A 21,166-nucleotide genomic window follows, 5' to 3' on the forward strand; every position below is an offset into this window, starting at 1 on the left:
GCGGGTGGTTTTATGTTTAAGCAGCTGACGCTACTTAAACTGGCTAAAGCCATAAATAAAAAATCCGGCATAAAGTCTATACCGGATTATTACACCAACATTAAATTATCCAATATTCCTTAATCTATCAGTATTACAGCTCCTCCCCATTGCAACAATTGGTTGCCAATGCCGTATTCAGAGCTTGGGCTAAGACAATTCTATTTTCACTATTCCCAAGCATACTAGAATGGTTACCAGGAATAGCAATCAACCGCAGCAAAGGAGCAGACATTACCTGCGCCCACCCTAACGATGGGTCCATAGTTAAAGGTTCCAATTCGGTATCTGTAACGATAGGCGATAGAGAAGGTTCCATTGCATAGAACTGATGCAGCTTTATCGCCAATGTTTCCGGCACATAATCCTTAACTATTTGTTCGTAATTTACTCTTTGTTCCATATGTTTTGCGATCAGATCGGAACGCTGATTTGAGGGATATAACGCTAATTTTTGTGCAAACTCAATCAATTGTACCCAATTCAGTTCATCAATTCTCGGATACAATGCTGCAATCACCTCGAAATGTTCGTTCCCTGACTGCCTTTCCAATTCAATTAGAAATTGATGTTTAAGTTGAGTTACCTGCTCTTTGAAACAGTGAGGGGCAAATGTATCAATCAGCCCGAGGAAATCAACCTTATCACCGACATTCAACAATCGCTGGGCAATAGCATAAGCCAGTATCCCACCAGAAGAGTAACCACATATCCGGTATGGACCTTCCGGTTGAACCTCTTTTATAAAGGAGATCACTCTGGTCGCCAACATTTCCATTGTCGATATCGGTTCCTTATCAATGGGCGGCCAGGGCAATGCATAAATCGGATATCCTGACTGGATATGTTCAGACAACCCAAAAGCATATGAATAATCCCCTATCCCACTTGGAACAAAGAACAATGGTAGCTGAGCTCCGTCAGATCGTACAGGGATTGCACTGCATTGCGGCAGAGACAACCTATCGGACGTAATTTTTGCAGCCAATTCGGACAGCACAGGGAATTGGAACAAAGCATTCAAGGTACAAAACAGACCAAGTCTTGCTGCAAGGTTTATCATCCGCATAGCAAGTAGTGAATGGCCACCCAATGCGAAGAAGTTATCATACCGCCCCACCTGCTTAATCCCCAGCAACTCTCTCCAAATTGCCGCTAGAGCTATTTCCATTTCCCCTTGTGGAGCTCCATAAACCTGCCGGGCAAATGCCTCTTCGACCAGCATTGGTAATGCTTGACAGTCCAGCTTACCATTCGGCGTAAACGGCAGAGCCTCCAAACAAACAAAGGCTGCCGGCATCATATAATCAGGCAACATTTTACTCAGATGGACACGCAAATTATTAACCAGCCCATCATTCGATTCCGCCACTACATAGGCTACCAGACGCTTGTCGTGTCCTTCTCCCTGCGCGAGCACAACAGCATCACTCACTGCTGGATGCTCTGTCAGCCGAGCCTCAATTTCTCCGGGCTCTATCCGGAAGCCCCGGATTTTAACCTGTTGATCATTACGGCCTAGGAATTCCAGATTACCATCCGGCAGATAACGCGCCAAATCCCCGGTCCGGAACATCCGCGCACCAGGTCTATCTCTAAACAGATCAGACAAGAAACGTTCAGCCGTCAATTCTGGTCGATTCCAATAACCCCGCGCCACACCCGCGCCACCAATATTTATTTCTCCAATGCAACCTAATGGCACCGGTTGTCCGTATCTGTCCAGCAAATAAATACAAGTATTGCTTACCGGCCGGCCAATTGAGCAATCATCCTCCGGAGATAATATCTCCTGACAAGTCGCAATCACGGTATTTTCAGTCGGGCCATAAGTATTCAATAACCGTGGGCGGTGGATTTCCTGAGCAAACCAATCCTGAATAGCACGCTTTTTCACAGCCTCACCACCAATAATAATTAATCTGAGACAGTCCGGTAGCCGTAATACGTTGTCCCTAGCCGCCAGTTCAGACCAAAACAGGGTCGGCAGAGACATCACCGTAATACGGTTTTGCTGGGTTAAAGAAATAAACGCCTGTATAGAAGCCAACCAATTATCATCACGCATCACCAGCGTGGCACCATTACACAACGACGAGAAAAATTCTTCGATTGACGCATCAAATGCAAACGATGAAAATTGTAGCACTCGGTCTTGCGCCGTGACCGCATAGGTCTCATTAAAGCCCAGAATACGTTGGTAAACAGCCTGATGTTCCACCATTACCCCTTTCGGTATACCGGTAGAACCCGAAGTATAAATCACATAAGCCAAGTGATGTGGCGTCAATGCGGTCACCAAGGGATTTTTGTCCGGCTGATCAGGCAAGATATTCGGGTCAAGTACCGTCAGCCCCACCAGCCCTTCTTCACCCAAGGCCGCCCGTCCAGTCACATCAACCAATATTACTGATGGGGCAGCATCATTCAGGATATGAGTCAGACGTTCACCCGGATAGGTTTGATCCAGCGGAATATAAGCCCCACCAGCTTTCAACACTGCCAACAATGCCACCACCATAGCCGGTGAACGTGACACGCAAATCGCCACCTGCTGGTCAGGTACGACACCCAACGCAATCAGTTGATGGGCTAACCGATTAGCTCGGACATTTAATTCGGCATAGCTGAACATTTGCTCTTCATACTCTAACGCTATCGCGTTAGGGGTTTTCTCCACCTGTTGTTCAAACAACTGGTGAATACATGACTGGTCTGGATACTCGGTCTCCGTCGCGTTCTAAGTTTTTAACAGCAACGTCCGCTCCACTTCCGGCAGAATTTCCAATGTCCGTACGGATGTCTCGGGGGCCTGTTCCAGTGCCTCCACCAAGCTTTCCAGCGCCTGCTGCATATAGCCGCATATCCGTGCCGGGTCAAACGGCTGTACCACCTGAGCCGTCAGACCCAGAGCATCACCAAAATCCTCTACTGACAACACTAATGGATAGTTGGTCCGCTCCCATGCAGCAAGAAACTCGACACCGCTTATAACCTTATCTACAGCTGTTGACAATGTATTATGTCGGTAGTTCAGCAAGGCGCTAAAGAGTGGTATTTCACCTTGTACACCACTACAACGTTGGGCCAGCGCCAATGACGCATGTTCATGCTCCAACAACCCTGCCAGTCGGCTATGCGCCATCTGTACACTCTCTCGTACTGAGGTATCATCCATATCCAACCGTAGCGGCAGGGTATTAATAAACATCCCCATACCACTATCAGTACCTTCCCCTACCGCCATACGCCCGAACAGCACCGTGCCAAATACCACCTTCTCCTGTCCGCTAGTACGCGATAATACCCGTGCCCAAGCTACATGACACAAAGCAGCCAAACTGACATTCAGATGTCTAGCTTGACTACGAAGGCGATCATTCAGAGTAGATGTCAGCATCCCGTGATATTCTGGTGCCTGCAAATCATCGCGATACACTTCCATCAATCCGAACGGCAACGTTGGCTCTTTTACCTCGACCAGCATATCGGTAAAGAAACGGGTATGTTCTTCCTGGCTCACTCCCATCCGGGTCTGAGCAATTAAGTTCCGAAAAGGCATCGGGTCAGGCAGATCGGCCTCCTGACCAGCTAAGTATGCCCAAACTTCCCTGTTCATCACATCCAATGCTGTATGGTCACCGATCAGGTGATGCTGATGCCCTAATAAGATCCAGCGCCCATCCGTTTTTTCCTGCGCCACTATAAAGCGCAACAACGGTGCCTGCCTCAGATCAAGGCGATGCTGACGTGGGTTAAAACGTTGAGCCAGCTGGTCACAGACCGGCCCATCAGCCGGATCCAGAGTCAATTCAGTGACTGACAAGGGAGCCTGACGCCAGACCACCTGAGCCGGAACTGATAAGCCTTGCCAGATAAAAGCCGTACGCAGGATATCGTGCCGACTAACCACCCATTGAACCGCTGCCAGATAACGGTCCAGCAAGGCTCGGTCAGCGAAAGCTTGTTGGGTCATCAGAAGATAAGGATCACCCTCATTTGCCAACAAATGGTGGAATAAGATGCCATCCTGTAATGGAGACAAGGCATAGATATCCTGAATATTGGCGAGCCCACCCGGCACTTGCTTAACAATGAGATCAATGTCAGGTTGGGTCAGATCTATTAGCGGCAACATCGCCGGCGTGATTTTCTTCGTTTCGGATGTAATGATATTAGCAGGCATCACTACGGTCCGATGTAACCCCAATGTGCGAGCAAGCTCCGACAACACCGGGAATTGGAATAGGTTATGTACAGTCAACGTCAACCCTTGATGACGTAGGCGTTCAATCATCTGAACAACCAGCAGTGAATGGCCGCCCAACGCAAAAAAATTGTCATACCGGCTTATCTGTTCAACGCCCAACAACTCCTGCCAAATAATCGACAAAGCCGTTTCCAGCATTCCTTTGGGCGCTTCGTAAACCTGGTGAGCAAAAGCTTTACTGTCCGGTGCAGGTAATGCCTGATAATCCAATTTACCATTCGGCATCAGCGGTAGCTTATCCAAACGTACAAAAGCTACCGGCACCATATAATCCGGCAAAACGTTACTCAGGTGAACTCGCAAGCTATTTACCAAATCATCGTTAGCTTCTGACACTACCCAAGCAACCAAACACCTGTCATGACCACTATTCAGTGCTAACACTACGGCTTCACGCACCGCCGCATGCTCTGTCAGCCGAGCCTCGATTTCTCCCGGCTCAATCCGGAAGCCCCGAATTTTAACTTGCTGGTCATTACGGCCGACAAACACTAGATTGCCGTCCGGCAGATAACGGGCCAAATCACCAGTCCGGTACATACGCGCGCCCGGTTTATTGTTAAATGGATCGGCAAGAAAACTTTCAACTGTCAGTTCAGGGCGGTTGAGGTAACCACGGACTACACCTGTACCACCAATATACAACTCGCCTACCGCCCCTAATGGCACTGGCTGACCGTAAACATCCAACAGATAAACACGTACATTCGGGAGTGGACGACCAATAATATTCGCCTGTCCTGCCATTTCATTAAAGCAAGATATCGTCGTCGTAATCGTGGCTTCTGTCGGGCCATAACAATTCGCCAGGACAGGATATCCATTATGAACAGATAACCAGCTTGCCAACTCATGATGAGGTATCGCTTCCCCACCGATACAAATGATTCTTAAACCCTTATAGATATCACCTTCATTAACATGACCGATCATCCGCCAAAATTGAGCCGGGATTGCCATATAGGTAATTCTGTTAGACTCACACAGACGCCAAAATTCCTGTGCACTAGACACCCATTGTTCTGTCCTCAAGACTAATCCTGAACCATTGGCGATAGCACAAAATATTTCCGATGTACAAACATCAAAAGAAGGACTACAGAACTGTAATATACGGTCAAATACGTTAAACACCCATTTCGCACTCAGTGCAACAATTTGATGCACCAGTTGTCTGTGCTCGACCATCACTCCTTTCGGTGTGCCAGTAGAACCCGAGGTATAAATTACATACGCCAGATGCTGTGAAGTCAGAGTAGGCACCTGCGGATTTCTATCCGATTGCTCTGGTAGCACATTAGGATCAAGTACAATCAAGGCAGCAATAGCTCCCTCACCCAACGCGATACGCCCAACCTCATCCGCCAGCAAGATAGCCGGTGCTGCATCGGTCAGAATATGAGCCAATCGTTCACCCGGGTAATCAGGGTCCAGAGGCACATAGGCTCCACCCGCTTTCAGCACTGCCAACAACGCTACCACCATCGCTGGTGATCGTGCCACGCAAATCGCTACTCGCTGATCAAATGTTATACCCAGTGCAATCAATTGATGTGCTAACCGGTTAGCACAAGCATTCAGCTCCGAATAGCTGAATTTCTGTTCTTTATACACTAGCGCTGTAATATCCGGGGTTTGCTCTACCTTTTGTTCAAACAACTGATGAATACATAATTGGTCAGGATACGGTGTTTCAGTCGCGTTCCAAGTTTCCAGCAACAGCCTGCGTTCCATCAAGGATAGGATATTAATTTCGCCAATGGATTGTTGAGGGTTAGCCACCATTGCTTGCAACACCCTGTTTAGATACCCAACATGTCGCTCGATAGTTGATTGCTCAAACAAGGCTGTAGCATAATGCAGCGCACCTACAACCCTGCCGTCTTTCTCAAACAAGCTCAGTTCGAGATCAAACTTAACTATGTTAAAAACTTGATCGGCAGGTGAAACGACTAACCCCGGCAATCGCCACTCTGTACTTTCATTGTTCTGCCAGGCAAACATCACCTGAAACAACGGCGTATGCGACAAGCTGCGTAGCGGCTGCACAATTTCCACCACCTGTTCAAACGGCAAGTCCTGATGTTCTTGCGCCATCAGTGCAGTTTGCTGCACGCGCGCAAGTAGCTCCACCACATTTGGTGCTCCTGATAAGTCAATACGTAAAGCCAGTGTATTAACAAAGAATCCGATTAAAGATTCTACTTCCTGACGATTGCGGCCCGCACTCGGGATCCCTATCACTACATCATCCTGGCCTGACAGGCGCGATAGCACTATGACCCAGGCTGACAACAGCGTCATAAATAACGTAGTCTCTTGCTGCTCACTCAGACGCTTAAGAGACATAGTTAATTCTGAATCCAGATTAATAGGCACAATATGTCCGGTAAACAACTGTTCAGACGGGCGTGGCCGGTCAGTCGGCAAATCCAGCAGAACCGGTGCATCAGCCAGCATCGTACGCCAATAGTCAGATTGAATTTGTACTCGTTCCGCCGATAACCACTGACGCTGCCAGGCGGCATAATCAGGATATTGAATCGCCAGTGGCGGCAACGGATCAGGTAGTCCCGATGAAAAAGCGGTATAGAGAGCGTTCAACTCGCGTATCAGAACACCAACAGACCAACCGTCTGACACAATATGGTGCTGAGTCAGCAAAAAGATGTAATCATCGTTAGCCCGTTGTATCAGGCCAGCACGGATTAACGGACCACGAATCAGATCAAAAGGCACCTCTGCTTCTTGTACCTCTAGGCACTCAAGCTGTTTATCCACATCAGGTACTTTACGCAGATCGTACCTGCTCATCGGCAAGCCTGATTCAGCTGGTAACAACTTAACCTGAGGTTGACTATCTATCGTGATAAAGACAGAGCGCAAAGCTTCGTGGCGAGCAAACAAGCGATTCAACGCCTGTTGCCAGGCATTAATATCAAGCTGACCCTGCAAACTCAGGGCTATCGGAATATGGTAGGTCTCACTGACTCCCTCAAACTGGGCTAGGAACCACAGACGCTGTTGCGCAAATGATAAGGGTAATGTCCCCTCACGGGATATCGGCAGGATGGCAGGGAGGCTAGCGTTATGCTCACCAAATTGAGCCGACATCGCTTCAGCAAAGGCAGCCAATGTCGGCAATTTAAATAATGTGGTCAACGGTAACTCAACACCGAAAGCCGCTATCCGGTTCATCACCCTTACTGCCAGCAACGAATGACCGCCTAGGGCAAAGAAGTTATCATGCCGACTAATCTGCTCAACCCCTAGCAATTCTCGCCAAATAGCAGCCAAGGCAATTTCCATTCCCCCATGTGGCGTTTCGTAAACCTGACGAGCAAAAGCTTCTTCACCGGGTGTCGGCAGTGCCTGACGATCCAGCTTACCATTCGCAGTCAACGGGAAGGTATCTAAACAGACAAACGCCGCCGGCACCATATAATCCGGTAAAATGGCACTCAAATGGGTACACAGACGGTGAACCACCCCCTCCAGTGCTTCCACCACCAAATAAGCAACCAGACGCTTGTCGTTATCATCACCCAGAGCTAACACCACCGCCTCACGCACTGCGGAATGCACTATTAGCTGGGCCTCAATTTCACCGGGTTCAATACGAAAGCCCCGAATTTTAACCTGTCGGTCATTACGACCAATAAATTCCAGATTACCGTCCGGCAAATAGCGGGCCAAATCCCCAGTCCGGTACATCCGCGCCTCCGGCTTATCACTAAAGGGATCTGCCAGGAAGCGTTCAACCGTCAGTTCAGGACGATTGAAATAACCACAGGCAACCCCATCTCCGCCGACATAAATTTCTCCGGTCACTCCCAACGGTACCGGCTGACCATAAGCATCCAGCAAATAAACCCGGGTATTCGCGATTGGCCGGCCAATCGGGATTCGGGTCACACACGGTGGTAACACCTCAATAGGATACATCGTGGTAAAGGTGGTGCCTTCACTCGGCCCATAGGCCTGCAATAATTGTTGTGGCGGGTGATTATTCAGAACCTGGGAAATCACCTGTGAATCGGGGATATCGCCCCCGAAAATTAAGATCTTGATTTGCGGAAGGACTGACGATAATTCTGCCGCCAGCCGGTTAAACAACCCGATAGTCAGCCACAGCACCGTGATGTGGTGAGCCTGTAAAGCCCGTACTAACGCCTGTGGCGTCAATAACGTGGCGTGGTCGATAACCACCAGAGCGCCACCATTGAGCAACGGTGCCCAGACTTCAAACGTGCTGGCATCGAAAGCCGGGTTAGACGTAAAAGCCACCCGCTCACCCCGGCCGATTTCAGCATAGCCATTATTGATGACCAGTCGAATCACCGCACGATGCGGCACCATGACTCCTTTTGGCATACCAGTCGAACCGGAGGTATACATGATATATGCAGCCCTGACACTGGAACACGATAAGTCAGGGTTAAGACAATATTCCTCTCCACTCGTGTCCGTCTCATCCGAGAGACGAAACAGCGGAACAGCCAGGTTAGCCGGAATATCGGCCCATTCATCGGTAAGCAACAACCGGGCGGAACAATCATTTATCAGCCAGTTTTTCCGCTCATCGGGTGCGCTGGGATCAACTGGCACGTAAACCGCGCTGGCTTTGAGAATCGCCAATTGAGCCACCACCAATTCGGCAGATCGTGTTAACAGGATCGCAATATGATCACCGGGACAAACCCCCTGTTCGATTAGCTGACGAGTCAACCGGTTAGCACGAGTATTCAGTTCCACATAGCGGAATTCCTGTTCTTCATACACTAATGCTATTGCGTTAGGGGTTTTCTCGGCCTGTTGTTCAAACAATTGATGAATACATAACTGGTCAGGATATATTGTGTCAGTTGTATTCCAGGTTCTCAGCAACAATGTACGTTCATTTTCTGGTAGGATTTCTAACTTTCCTACTGGCATTTCAGGGATCTGCTCAAGTGCTGCTACCAGACTTTCCAGTACTTGCTGCATATAATCGCATATCCGTTCGGGTTCAAACGGTTGTACCACCTGAGCCGTCAGCTCTAAGGCATCACCAAAATCTTCTACCGACAGTGCAAACGGATAGTTGGTACGTTCCTCCCCACCAAGGAATTCAACACCGCTCATACTCTCATCCACAACGACCAACGGCGTATTATGTCGGTAGTTCAACAATGCATTGAAAAGCGGCGTACCACTGGCAACCCCACTACAACGTTGGGCCAGTGCCAGTGAGGCATGTTCATGTTCCAATAATCCAGCCAGTAAGTTATGCGCCGACTGTACGCTATCACGCACTGACGTATCGCCCATATCCAACCGCAGCGGCAAAGTGTTAATAAACAGCCCCATCCCACTATCCGCACCTTCACTTGCCTGCATACGCCCAAACAATACTGTACCGAATACCACCTTCTGTTGACCACTGGTACGCGACAACACTTGCGCCCAAGCGACATGACATAACGCCGCCAAACTGACACCCAAATGTTTGGCTTGACGACGAAGACTGTCATTCAGCGCAACGGTTAACATCCGATGTGATTGTGTCACCTGAGAGCCATCGTGTTGTACTCCCGTCAACCCAAATGGCAGCGTCGGCTCCTCCACCTCAGCCAACATGTCAGTAAAGAAGCGAATATGTTCTTCCTGACTCATACCCAACCGGGCCTGCGCAATTAAATTACGGAAAGGAACCGGAGCAGGCAGGCAGCTCTCTTTCTCAGTAAGATAGGCCTGAACTTCACGGTTCATCACTTCCAGCGTCGTATGGTCACCAATCAAATGGTGCAACAGCTCCAGCATTCCCCAAGAACCATCCTCTTCCTGTGTAACCACAAAACGCAGCAGCGGTGCCTGACTCAGATCGAGACGATGCTGACGAGGGTCAAAACGTTGAATCAATTGGTCACAGACCAATCCGTCAGCAGGATCGAATGTCATTTCAGTGACTGACAAAGGAACCTGACGCCAGACCACCTGAATCGGAGCTGACAATCCTTGCCAGAGAAAAGCGGTACGCAGAATATCGTGCCGATTAACTACCCACTGAACCGCCGCCAGATAGCGATCCAACAAAAGTCGATCAGTAAAGCGCACCTGATTAATCAGCAGATACGGATCACCTTTATCGGCCAGTAAATGGTGGAATAAAATACCGTCCTGCAATGGCGACAACGCATAGATATCCTGAATATTGGTAATCCCACCCGGTACCTGTCTGACAATGAGATCAATTTCAGGCTGGGTCAGGTTAATCAACGGTAGCATCGCTGGTGTCAGTGCAGTTGTTGTTGGCATGATGACATTGTCAGGTACCACCACCATCCGATGCGCCCCGAGTGTCCCAGCCAGTTCACACAACATTGGCGATTGGAACAGATCACGTACCGCCAACGTTAAACTAAGCTTGCGCAGACGCTCAACCATTCGCACCGCCAGCAGCGAATGGCCGCCTAACGCAAAGAAATTGTCATATCGGCTAATCTGCTCAATTCCCAACAATTCACGCCAAATGGCAGCTAAGGCAGTCTCAGCTTCTCCTTGCGGTGCAGCGTAAACCTGGCGAGCAAAGGCTTTTTCTCCTAGTGCCGGCAATGCCCGGCGCTCCAGCTTGCCGTTAGGCGTCAATGGAAAGACATCTAAACGGACAAAAGCCGCCGGCACCATATAATCCGGCAGAGTTGTACTCAGATGAAGACGCAGGCTATTCACCAACTCATCGTTTTCTTCTGCCACCACCCAGGCAGCCAAACGCTTGTCCTGACCATCCCCTAACGCTAACACCACTGCTTCGCGTACCATCGGGTGTTCCATCAGCCGGGCTTCAATTTCACCTGTCTCAATCCGGAAACCCCGAATTTTAACCTGTTGGTCATTACGACCAATAAATACCAAATTACCGTCCGGCAGATAACGGGCCAGATCCCCGGTACGGTACATCCGCGCATCCGGCATCTCACTAAACGGGTCAGCTAAGAAGCGTTCAGCAGTTAACTCAGGACGATTCAGATAACCCCGCGCCACACCCGCACCACCAATGTATAACTCACCCTCTGCCCCCAGTGGCACCAGCTGGCCATAGGCATCCAGCAAATAAATCTGAGTGTTCGCTGTCGGATGGCCGATAGGCACTAACGTATCGGTGTAGTCTGGAGGACAACGCCAGGTTGTCGCACACACCGTGATTTCTGTCGGGCCATAGGCATTAAACAACGTCGCCCGGCGACAGAGTGCCTGAAACAGTGCTGTACTGGGTGCTTCCCCCCCCAGTATCACTGTCGGTGTTACCGTTAGCGCCGGTAAATCGCCCCCATCTCGAAGCAAAGCCGGAGTCAAGCAGGCATGGGTCACTGCCTGTTGCTCCAAATAATGCCAGAGACCTGGCAGGTCCTGGCGGATGAGGTCGGCAGCGATAACCAGACTGGCCCCACTCCCCAACGCCATCATGATTTCCCAAATACTGGCATCGAAACTCAATGAAGCGAACTGCAACATCCGGCTACCCGGATGAATGTTAAACTGGGCAATTTTGTCCCTGACGAGATTAACCAGGCCACGATGCTCGACCATCACACCCTTTGGCTTGCCGGTCGAACCGGAAGTGTAAATCACATACGCCAGATGCCGTGAGGTCAGAACAGGTATCTGTGGATTGTTATCCATCTGGTCTGGCAACACATTAGGATCGAGTACAATCAAGTCGGCAATTGATCTCTCATCCAACGCGATACATCCAACATTATCCGCCAACAAGATAGTCGGTGCTGCATCTGCCAGAATGTATGCCAAACGTTCACTCGGGTAATCTGGATCCAGAGGTACATAAGCCCCACCCGCTTTCAACACTGCTAGCACCCCTACCACCATCGCCGGCGAGCGGGCCACACAAATTGCCACCCGCTGGTTAGTTGTTATACCTAGTGCAATCAATTGATGCGCTAACCGGTTAGCATGGGCATTCAGTTTCGCATAGTTGAAATTCTGTTCTTCATATACCAGCGCCGTAGCATCAGGATTTTTCTCTACTTGTTGTTCAAACAACTGATGAATACATAACGAGTCAGGATAAGCTGTTTCCGTCGCGTTCCAAGTTTCTAACAGCAGCCTGCGTTCCGCTGGTGCCAAAATATTAATTTTCCCAACTGTCTGTTGAGGATTAGCCACCATCGCTTGCAGTACTGTATGCAAATACCCCACATGCCGTTCTATTGTCTGTTGATCAAACAAGGCCGTTGTATAACTCAAAGCGCCAACGATCCTGTCTTCCTCTTCAAACAGCTCCAATTCAAGATCATACTTAACGGTATTAAGAACTTGATCGACAGGTGAAACTGCCAACGACGGCAATCTCCATTCTGTACTCTCATTGTTCTGCCAGGCAAACATCACCTGAAATAATGGCGTATGTGTTAATCTGCGTGGCACTTGCACAACTTCCACCACCTGTTCGAATGGCAGATCCTGATGTTCCTGTGCCGCCAGCGAAGTCTGCCTCACACGCGCAAGTAATTCAGTCACACTTGGCTTACCCGATAAATCAATACGCAACGCCAGAGGATTAACAAAGAAACCGATCAAGGATTCCACTTCCTGGCAGCTACGGCCTGCACTCGGTGTACCGATAACCAGATCCTCTTGACCCGACAAACGCGCCAGAACTGTCGCCCAAGCGGCCAGAAGGGTCATAAATAACGTAACACCCTGCTGTTCACTCAAGCACTTAAGAGATTTCGTTAACTCCACATCCAAATTGATAGGCAATAGATTTCCGGTAAATAATCGCTGAGGCGGACGAGGCCGATCAGTGGGCAAATCCAGCAATACCGGCGCATCAGTCAGAATGCTACGCCAATAGTCAGATTGGGTTCTCAGGAGTTCAACGGAACACCATTGACGCTGCCATGCGGCGTAATCAGGGTACTGAATCGCCAACGGCGGCAACGGATCAGGTTGCCCAGCTAGAAAAGCCGTATAGAGGGCACTCAACTCACGTACCAATACACCTACAGACCAGCCGTCTGACACAATGTGATGCAGGGTCAACAGAAATACGTAATTATCGTTAGCAAGTTGTATCAGACCTGAACGGATTAAGGGACCACGGGTAAGATCAAACGATGCCTCAGTTTCCTGCACACATAAATGCTTAAGCTGTCCATCCACGTCAGAGGCTTTACGTAAATCGTATTTTTTCATCGGTAGGCCAAATTCAGTCGGTAAAAGTTTGGCCTGAGGCCGACCATCAACAGAAATAAATACAGTACGTAACGCTTCATGGCGGGCAAATAAGGTGTCAAGAGCTCGCTGCAAGGTACTGATATCAAGTTGACCCCGCAAACGTAATGCCATCGGGATATGATAGGTATCACTGACACCATCAAACTGAGCCAAGAACCACAGACGCTGTTGAGAAAATGACATCGGTAACTCACCCTCACGGGAGATCGGCATAATAGCAGGTAATATATTATCCTGTTTATCAAGCCGAGCACCCATAATCTCAGCAAAATCAATCAAAGATGGTGTTTCAAATAGCGTAGTTAGTGGTAACTCAATACCTAAAGCAGCCACACGATTCATTACCCGTACCGCCAGCAGTGAATGGCCACCCAATGCGAAGAAGTTGTCATACCGCCCTACTTGCTCAACCCTCAGCAACTCTCGCCAAATTGCCGCCAAGGCTATTTCCATCTCCCCTCGTGGCGCTTCATAAACTTGACGGGCAAAAGCTTCCTTTCCTGGAATTGGCAGCGCCCGACGATCCAGCTTACCGTTAGGAGTCAACGGGAAAGCATCCAGATGCACAAAAGCCGCCGGCACCATATAACTAGGCAATAAGGCTCTCAAGTGGGTATGCAGACTATTAACCAACTGGTTATTTGCTTGCGCCACCACATAGGCAACCAGTTGTTTATCCTGCCCGTCCCCCAGAGCGAGTACCAACGCCCCGCGTACCTCAGGGTGCTCTATTAACCGGGCTTCAATTTCACCCGGCTCAATACGGAAACCACGGATTTTTACCTGCTGGTCATTACGGCCAACAAATACCAGGTTGCCGTCTGGCAAGTAACGGACCAAATCCCCGGTTCGGTACATCCGAGCATCTGGTATATCACTAAACGGATCAGGCAAGAAACGTTCAGCGGTCAGTTCAGGGCGGTTCAGATAACCCCGAGTCACACCAGCACCACCAATATACAATTCACCTACTACTCCCAAAGGTACCGGCTGGCCCTGAGCATCCAGCAGATAAACCCGCATGTTGGCTGTCGGGCGTCCGATAGGAACTAACATGCCACTATAGTCTGGCGGGCAGCGCCAGGCCGTGGCACAAACTGTGATTTCTGTCGGACCATAATCATTGAACAGATTTACCCGGTTACACAGATTCCGGAACAGCACCGCATTTGGTGCTTCACCAGCCAATATCAATGTTGGCCTTATCGTTATCGCTGGTAAGTCCCCCCCTTCCTGGAACAAAGCGGGGGGCAGGCTGGCGTGCGTCACTGACTGTTCTTCCAGATAATGCCAAAGACGGTGCAAATCCTGACGGACAGTGTTATCAGGGATAACTAGGCTGGCCCCACCGCTCAAAGCAGTCATGATTTCCGATACGCTGGTATCGAAACCAAATGAGGCAAACTGCAACATCCGACTGGTTACACGAATATCAAATCGGATAATTTGCGCCAAAGCTAGGTTAACTACGCCCCGATGCTCAACCATCACCCCTTTCGGTGTCCCCGTCGAACCCGAGGTATAAATTACATATGCTAGATGTCGTGAGGTTAATGTAGATATTTGTGGGTTGTCATCTCGCTGGTTAAACAGTGCATTCGGATCAAGTACGGTTAATTCTGCCAGTGACTTCTCACCCAACAAAGCACGTCCGGTCTTATCCGCCAGTAAAATAGCTGGCGCAGCATCAATCAAAATATGAGCCAGACGTTCCCCCTGATAGGTTGGATCCAACGGCACATAAGCTCCTCCGGCTTTCAACACCGCCAACAATCCCACCACCATTGCCGGTGAACGCGCCACGCAAATTGCCACCCTCTGATCCGGTACAACACCTAACATAATCAGTTGATGAGCTAACCGGTTAGCACGAGCATTCAGTTCCGCATAGCTGAGAGTCTGCCTTTCATAAACCAGTGCTGTAGCATCAGGATTTTTCTCCGCCTGACTCTCGAATAATTGATGAATGCATAACTGCTCAGGATATGCGGTTTCAGTCTCGTTCCACGTTTCCAGCAACAGCCTCTTTTCCGCTTCAGGCAGAATATTCAGTGCTTTTACCGGCTTTTCCGGTGCCTCCACCAAGCTCTCCAAGGCCTGTTGCATATAGCCGCATACCCGTTCAGGGTCAAACGGTTGTACTACTTGAGCCGTCAGACCCAATGTTTCACCAAAATCTTCCACCGACAACGTAAACGGATAGTTGGTACGTTCCTGTTCACCAGAGAATTCTATGCCATTCAAGATTTCATTCGAAGCCTCCAACAATACGTTATGTCGGTAATTCAGTAGTGCATTGAACAAAGGCATACCACTAGCTACTCCACTACAACACTGGGCCAACGCTAGTGACGCATGTTCATGCTCTAACAATTCAGCTAACCGGGTATGCACTCCCCAAACACTGTCCCTTATAGGGGTCTCATCAATATCCAGTCGCAGTGGAAGAGTATTGATAAACAATCCCATCCCACTATCAACATCTTCACCCACCTGCATACGTCCAAACAGAACTGTGCCGAACACCACTCGTTCCCGCCCACTGGTATGCGACAACACCTGAGCCCAGGCCAAATGACATAGTGCCGCCAAACTGATCCCTAAACGTTTTGCTTGACTGCGCAGGCGCTCATTCAGCTCAGAAGCCAACATCCGGTACGATTCTGTAACTCGTGAACCATCATGATGTACTTCCGCCACCCCAAATGACAGCATTGGCTCCTCCACATCCGCCAACATGTCTGTAAAGAAACGGGTATACTCCATCTGGTTGACACCAATCCGAACTTGAGCTATCAGATTACGGAAAGGAACTGGAACAGGCAGGCTATCTTCCTGCCCAGCAAAAAATGCCTGAACCTCGCGGTTCATCGCTTCCACTGTCATATGGTCACCAACCAGGTGATGTAGCAATTGTAGTACTATCCAGCGGCCATCGATTTCCTTCGCTACCACAAAGCGCAGCAGTGGTGCTTGGCTTAAGTCAAGACGATAGTGACGCGAGTCAAAACGTTGAGCCAGCTGGTCACAAACTGGCCCATCAACCGGATCCAGCGTCAACTCAGTCACTGACAAAGGCACCTGACGCAGAACCACCTGTGCCGGGACTGATAACCCTTGCCAGATAAACGCAGTGCGCAGGATATCGTGACGATCCACCACCCGTTGAACCGCCGCCAGATAACGATCCAGCAGAGACCTGTCAGCAAAAGCTATCTGGCGGGTCAACAGATATAAATCACCTTTTTCCGCTAATAAGTGGTGAAACAAAATGCCATCCTGCAACGGCGATAGGACATAAATATCCTGAATATTGGTGACTCCACCTGGTACCTGACTGACCAGCCTATCAATGTCTGCCTGCTCTATATTAATTAGTGGCAACATTTCTGGAGTGATACGCTCACACTCTGTGCTTATCAAATTCGTAGGAACAGCAAAAGTATCATCGATTTTCATCAGTAGAGTCGCCTGATCTGCCAATACCGGGCTAGAAAACAGAGCACCAGACTGTGCGGTATAGCGTTTTTCCCGCAACAACCCTATCAATTGCACAATCAATAGCGAGTGTCCACCAAGCGTAAAAAAGTTATCAAAACGACTGATATGATTGATACCCAGTAACTGGCTCCACATCTCTGCCAGCAAATTTTCTACCTCACCCTGTGGCGGCTGATAAGACTGGCGCTGATACACTGCGGCATCCGGTGTTGGCAATGCCTTTCGATCAAGTTTACCATTAGGCGTCAAGGGAAAATGTGCCATCACTATAAAAGCAGCAGGGACCATATACTCGGGTAGTGTAGACAGCAGATATTGGTGTAACACCGCTGTAGTCTGCTCAGATTCGCTGCCCTGCCCCAAAACCACATAAGCCACCAACCGTTTATCCCCGCCAATCCCTTCATGGGCAATAACAGCCGCTTGCTGTACCTCTGGATGTGTTTCCAAACAGGTTTCAATTTCACCTAATTCAATGCGGAAACCACGAATTTTGACCTGATGGTCATCACGCCCAATATATTCAATATTGCCGTCATGACCATAACGAGCTAAATCTCCAGTGCGGTACATTCGAGCATTAGGTTCTGAATAAAAAGGATCAGCCAGAAAACGTTCTGCTGTCAGCTCTGGGCGGTTCAAATAACCGCGGGCCACACCGACACCCCCAATGTACAATTCGCCAATAGCGCCAAAAGGGACTGGCTGTTGTTGGCTATCCAACAAATAAATACGGGAATTGGAAATTGGCTTGCCTATTGGCACTACCTGACCATCAAAATTATCAGGGCAGTGCCAATAGGTAACATCAATCGCAGCTTCAGTCGGGCCATATAAATTATAGAGCCTGACCCAAGGCATCAACGCCTGGCACTGTTTCACTGTGATAGGATGCAGCATTTCACCACTGCAAAAGAGATGTTTTAGCGTTAAACAACAGGCCAAATCCGGTTCTTTTAAGAATGCGGTCAACACCGAAGGCACAAAATGAAGGGTGGTTACCTTCTCCAGACTGATTAACTCAACCAACTGAGACAGGTTTTTCTGTTGTGCAGCGGTCGCCAATACCATCTTGGCACCATTTATAAAGCTACAAAACAGTTCCCAAACGGAAACATCAAAGCTAAACGTGGTCTTTTGCAACACGACATCATCGGGTGTAAGTTGATAAGTTTGCTGTATCCAGTACAAACGATTCATCACACTACGATGTTCATTTTGCACACCTTTCGGGTTGCCAGTTGAGCCTGACGTATAGATAACATAGGCCAGATTACGTGAACTGAGCCCCATGACACAGGGATTATCTGCCGATAACGCCGTTCCCTCTGCCAGAACAGTTTTCATATCCAGTCGTTTCTTTGTCACAGAGATGCCATGGAACTTGCCTGCGCCGATTTCATCATGTAATAACAAGACAGGAGCGGCATCATCAAGAATATAATTAAGACGTGCTGATGGGTAATTAGGGTCAAGCGGAACATAAGCCCCGCCTGCTTTTAAAATTGCTAGTAAACCGATGACCATCAGGGGTGTTCGATCAACACAAATTGTTACCCGGCTATCCGGGACTACCCCCTCAGCAATCAGTCGATGTGCTAATCGGTTAGCCTGTTGATTCAATTCAGCATAACTCAGTATATGACCATTAAACACCAATGCGGGAGCATTCGGGGTTTTTATCACCTGTTGCTCAAGCAGTTCATGGAGACAATATTCTGAAGGGTAATAGCCTGTGGTATCATTCCATTGGTTTAATAATAGCTCTCGTTCATCTGTCGGCAGAATATCGATGTCTTTAACATGCTGAGTCACCTTGTTCGCAATAGTGCGCAGAACAATAAGACAGTAACTTAACTGACGCTCTATGGCCTGTTTATCAAACAATTCTGTAGCATAGTTTATTCCCCCAATAATCTCACCGTCTCGGTGGTAGATGACTAGTTCAAGATCAGACTTTAATACATTTGATCTATAATCAATCGGCGAGGTTTTTATCTCCTCAAGCTGAAACTCTCTTTCATAAAAATCCTGCCAGGTCATGAACGCCTGAAAAATAGATGAAGCTACACCAGATTCCGGATTTATGATTTCAACAAGGCGTTCAAAAGGAATATCCTGATTATCTTGCGCACTCGTAATCGTATTACCGACCTGCACGAGCAGTTCTTCAACCATAGCGTCATCATCAATATCAATCCGTATTGGCAGGATATTGACAAAATGCCCCACGATATTTTTTATTTCCGTTATATTTCTATTAGTAAAAGGGGTTCCAATGACAACACAGTCCTGCCCTGAAAGGCGATGAAGCACAATAGCCCAAGCCGTCATGACTGTCGTAAACAGCGTTATTCCCTGTTCCTGGCTGATCTGCTTAAGTTGATGGGTTAATTCTTTATCGAGAGTAAACGCGCATGTATCCCCTTTTGGGGACAAATTATTCAGACTTGGACACATTGTCGGTAAGGTTAATAAGGGAGGAATATCAGTAAGCTTTTGCTGCCAATATTCACACTGTCTTAACAACCTCTCTTCAGTCAAATAGCGGTTTTGCCAAGCAACATAATTCACATAGTGTTGTGTAACGGGAGGTAAAGAAACCGCCCGATGATTTAACAGATCATTATAAATAACACATAATTCATTAATTAAAATTTCAACAGACTCATTATCAGTAATGATATGATGCTGATTTAATAAAAAAATATTTTCGTCATTATTCTGCAATATTAAGCAAGCTCTTAATAAAGGGCCTTTGACAAAATCAAAAGGGGTATTGAGGGTATTATCAATAATCTGAGCAATCCTCTTTTCTGGGTCATCAACAGCACGAAGGTCAGCTATTAAGAGCGGAAATGCAGTATTGTGATTCAGAGTATTAACGACCAGAGATGGGTTATCTTCAACAAAGGTTGAATGTAATATTCCATGACGATTAAATAAGATATTTAAGGATTGCTGGAACAAAGCAATATTTAAATCCCCCACCAATTTATAAGATGCCGATACAGGGTAGTCTCTAAAACACCCTTTAATATGATGAACTAACTGCATTTGTTTTTGTGATGCTGATACATACCTTTTCTCACACTTGGTTGAAATAGTCATCATCTTATCGTTTTTCATTGCTAATTCCTCACATTAATTAACCAAAGATAGGGTGATAATGTCAGAGAGATCACCAAGTCCCGGAAATTTAAAAACTGAAGAGCATGAAAAAAAGCAGCCGTTTTTTTCATGCCCATCATCATAGCAAGCACTCCTCCCAATTGGATAAAATTTCTTCGCATTCATTTTCTGGCTGCACATAATACTCATGTATATCAGTAGGCCGATTAACGTATTGATAGAAATAATGGAGTAATTTCTTGATCCGTTTTTTATCATGAAATGCCGCAAATAGTGTGAAACAAGTGACCAGACACAAGTTACAACCTATATTGTTTCTGGCAATAACCCCTGTCTGATGAATATCATCATACACTGCCAGAAATAATTCCATTTCCGGTGGTTCAATATGGAAACAATAAAGCTCCAGATCATCACACACTAACCTAACACTACTGATATAGCGTTCCTCTATGCTGCCTAGACACACTGATTGCTGTTGGATGTTCAATAGATAAAAACAAGCATTATCAACATAGTTGCCAATACAAGACCGGATAACGAGAATAGTCGTTGTGATAATGGCGGTCATGAATATTAATTAATCGTGGTCTGTAACTATTCTGATTGAACCACATATCAAGCGTCGATTTTTTAGCTGTTTTCCCATCAATAATCTCAAACCTCCTGATCAATATTCAATTAAGAAAAATATAAACACTTCCACAATATGACATTAACTATTAGACAATATATCCCAATGGAATTATTTTTTGATGTAATTTTCCAAATATTCACAGATATTTATCATTACGCAGTATTAGCGGTTACGAATTTTGTTATTTGGTTTAAAAATACCGGATAACATATACATTAAATCTGCTAACTACCGTTTTTTCATTCCCTCCATCCTTAATCATCTAAAATACAACCAACATGTATCAAGGAGAAATTAACAAATTAATCACAATTAAATATAGAAATAAAAAACTATACAATCAACCAAAA

Annotated in this window: 1 protein-coding gene and 1 pseudogene; both read right to left on the bottom strand. The window is 47.5% G+C overall.

Annotated elements, in window-relative coordinates:
- Window positions 1-133 precede the first annotated feature (133 nt).
- A pseudogene (locus ACGF7G_RS14000) lies at window positions 134-20,176 on the bottom strand (non-ribosomal peptide synthase/polyketide synthase).
- Window positions 20,177-20,297: 121 nt separating this feature from the next.
- Complete coding sequence (locus ACGF7G_RS14005; RefSeq protein ID WP_387466250.1) at window positions 20,298-20,750, bottom strand: hypothetical protein; 453 nt, start codon at window positions 20,748-20,750, stop codon at window positions 20,298-20,300.
- Window positions 20,751-21,166 lie beyond the last annotated feature (416 nt).

Source organism: Photorhabdus sp. RM323S, from assembly GCF_042879375.1.
GTDB classification, from domain to species: Bacteria; Pseudomonadota; Gammaproteobacteria; order Enterobacterales; family Enterobacteriaceae; genus Photorhabdus; species Photorhabdus tasmaniensis.

Coding starts and splice junctions, on each gene's coding strand:
- ACGF7G_RS14005 (WP_387466250.1), bottom strand. CDS start 20,750: ATGACCGCCATTATCACAACGACTATTCTCGTTATCCGGTCTTGTATT.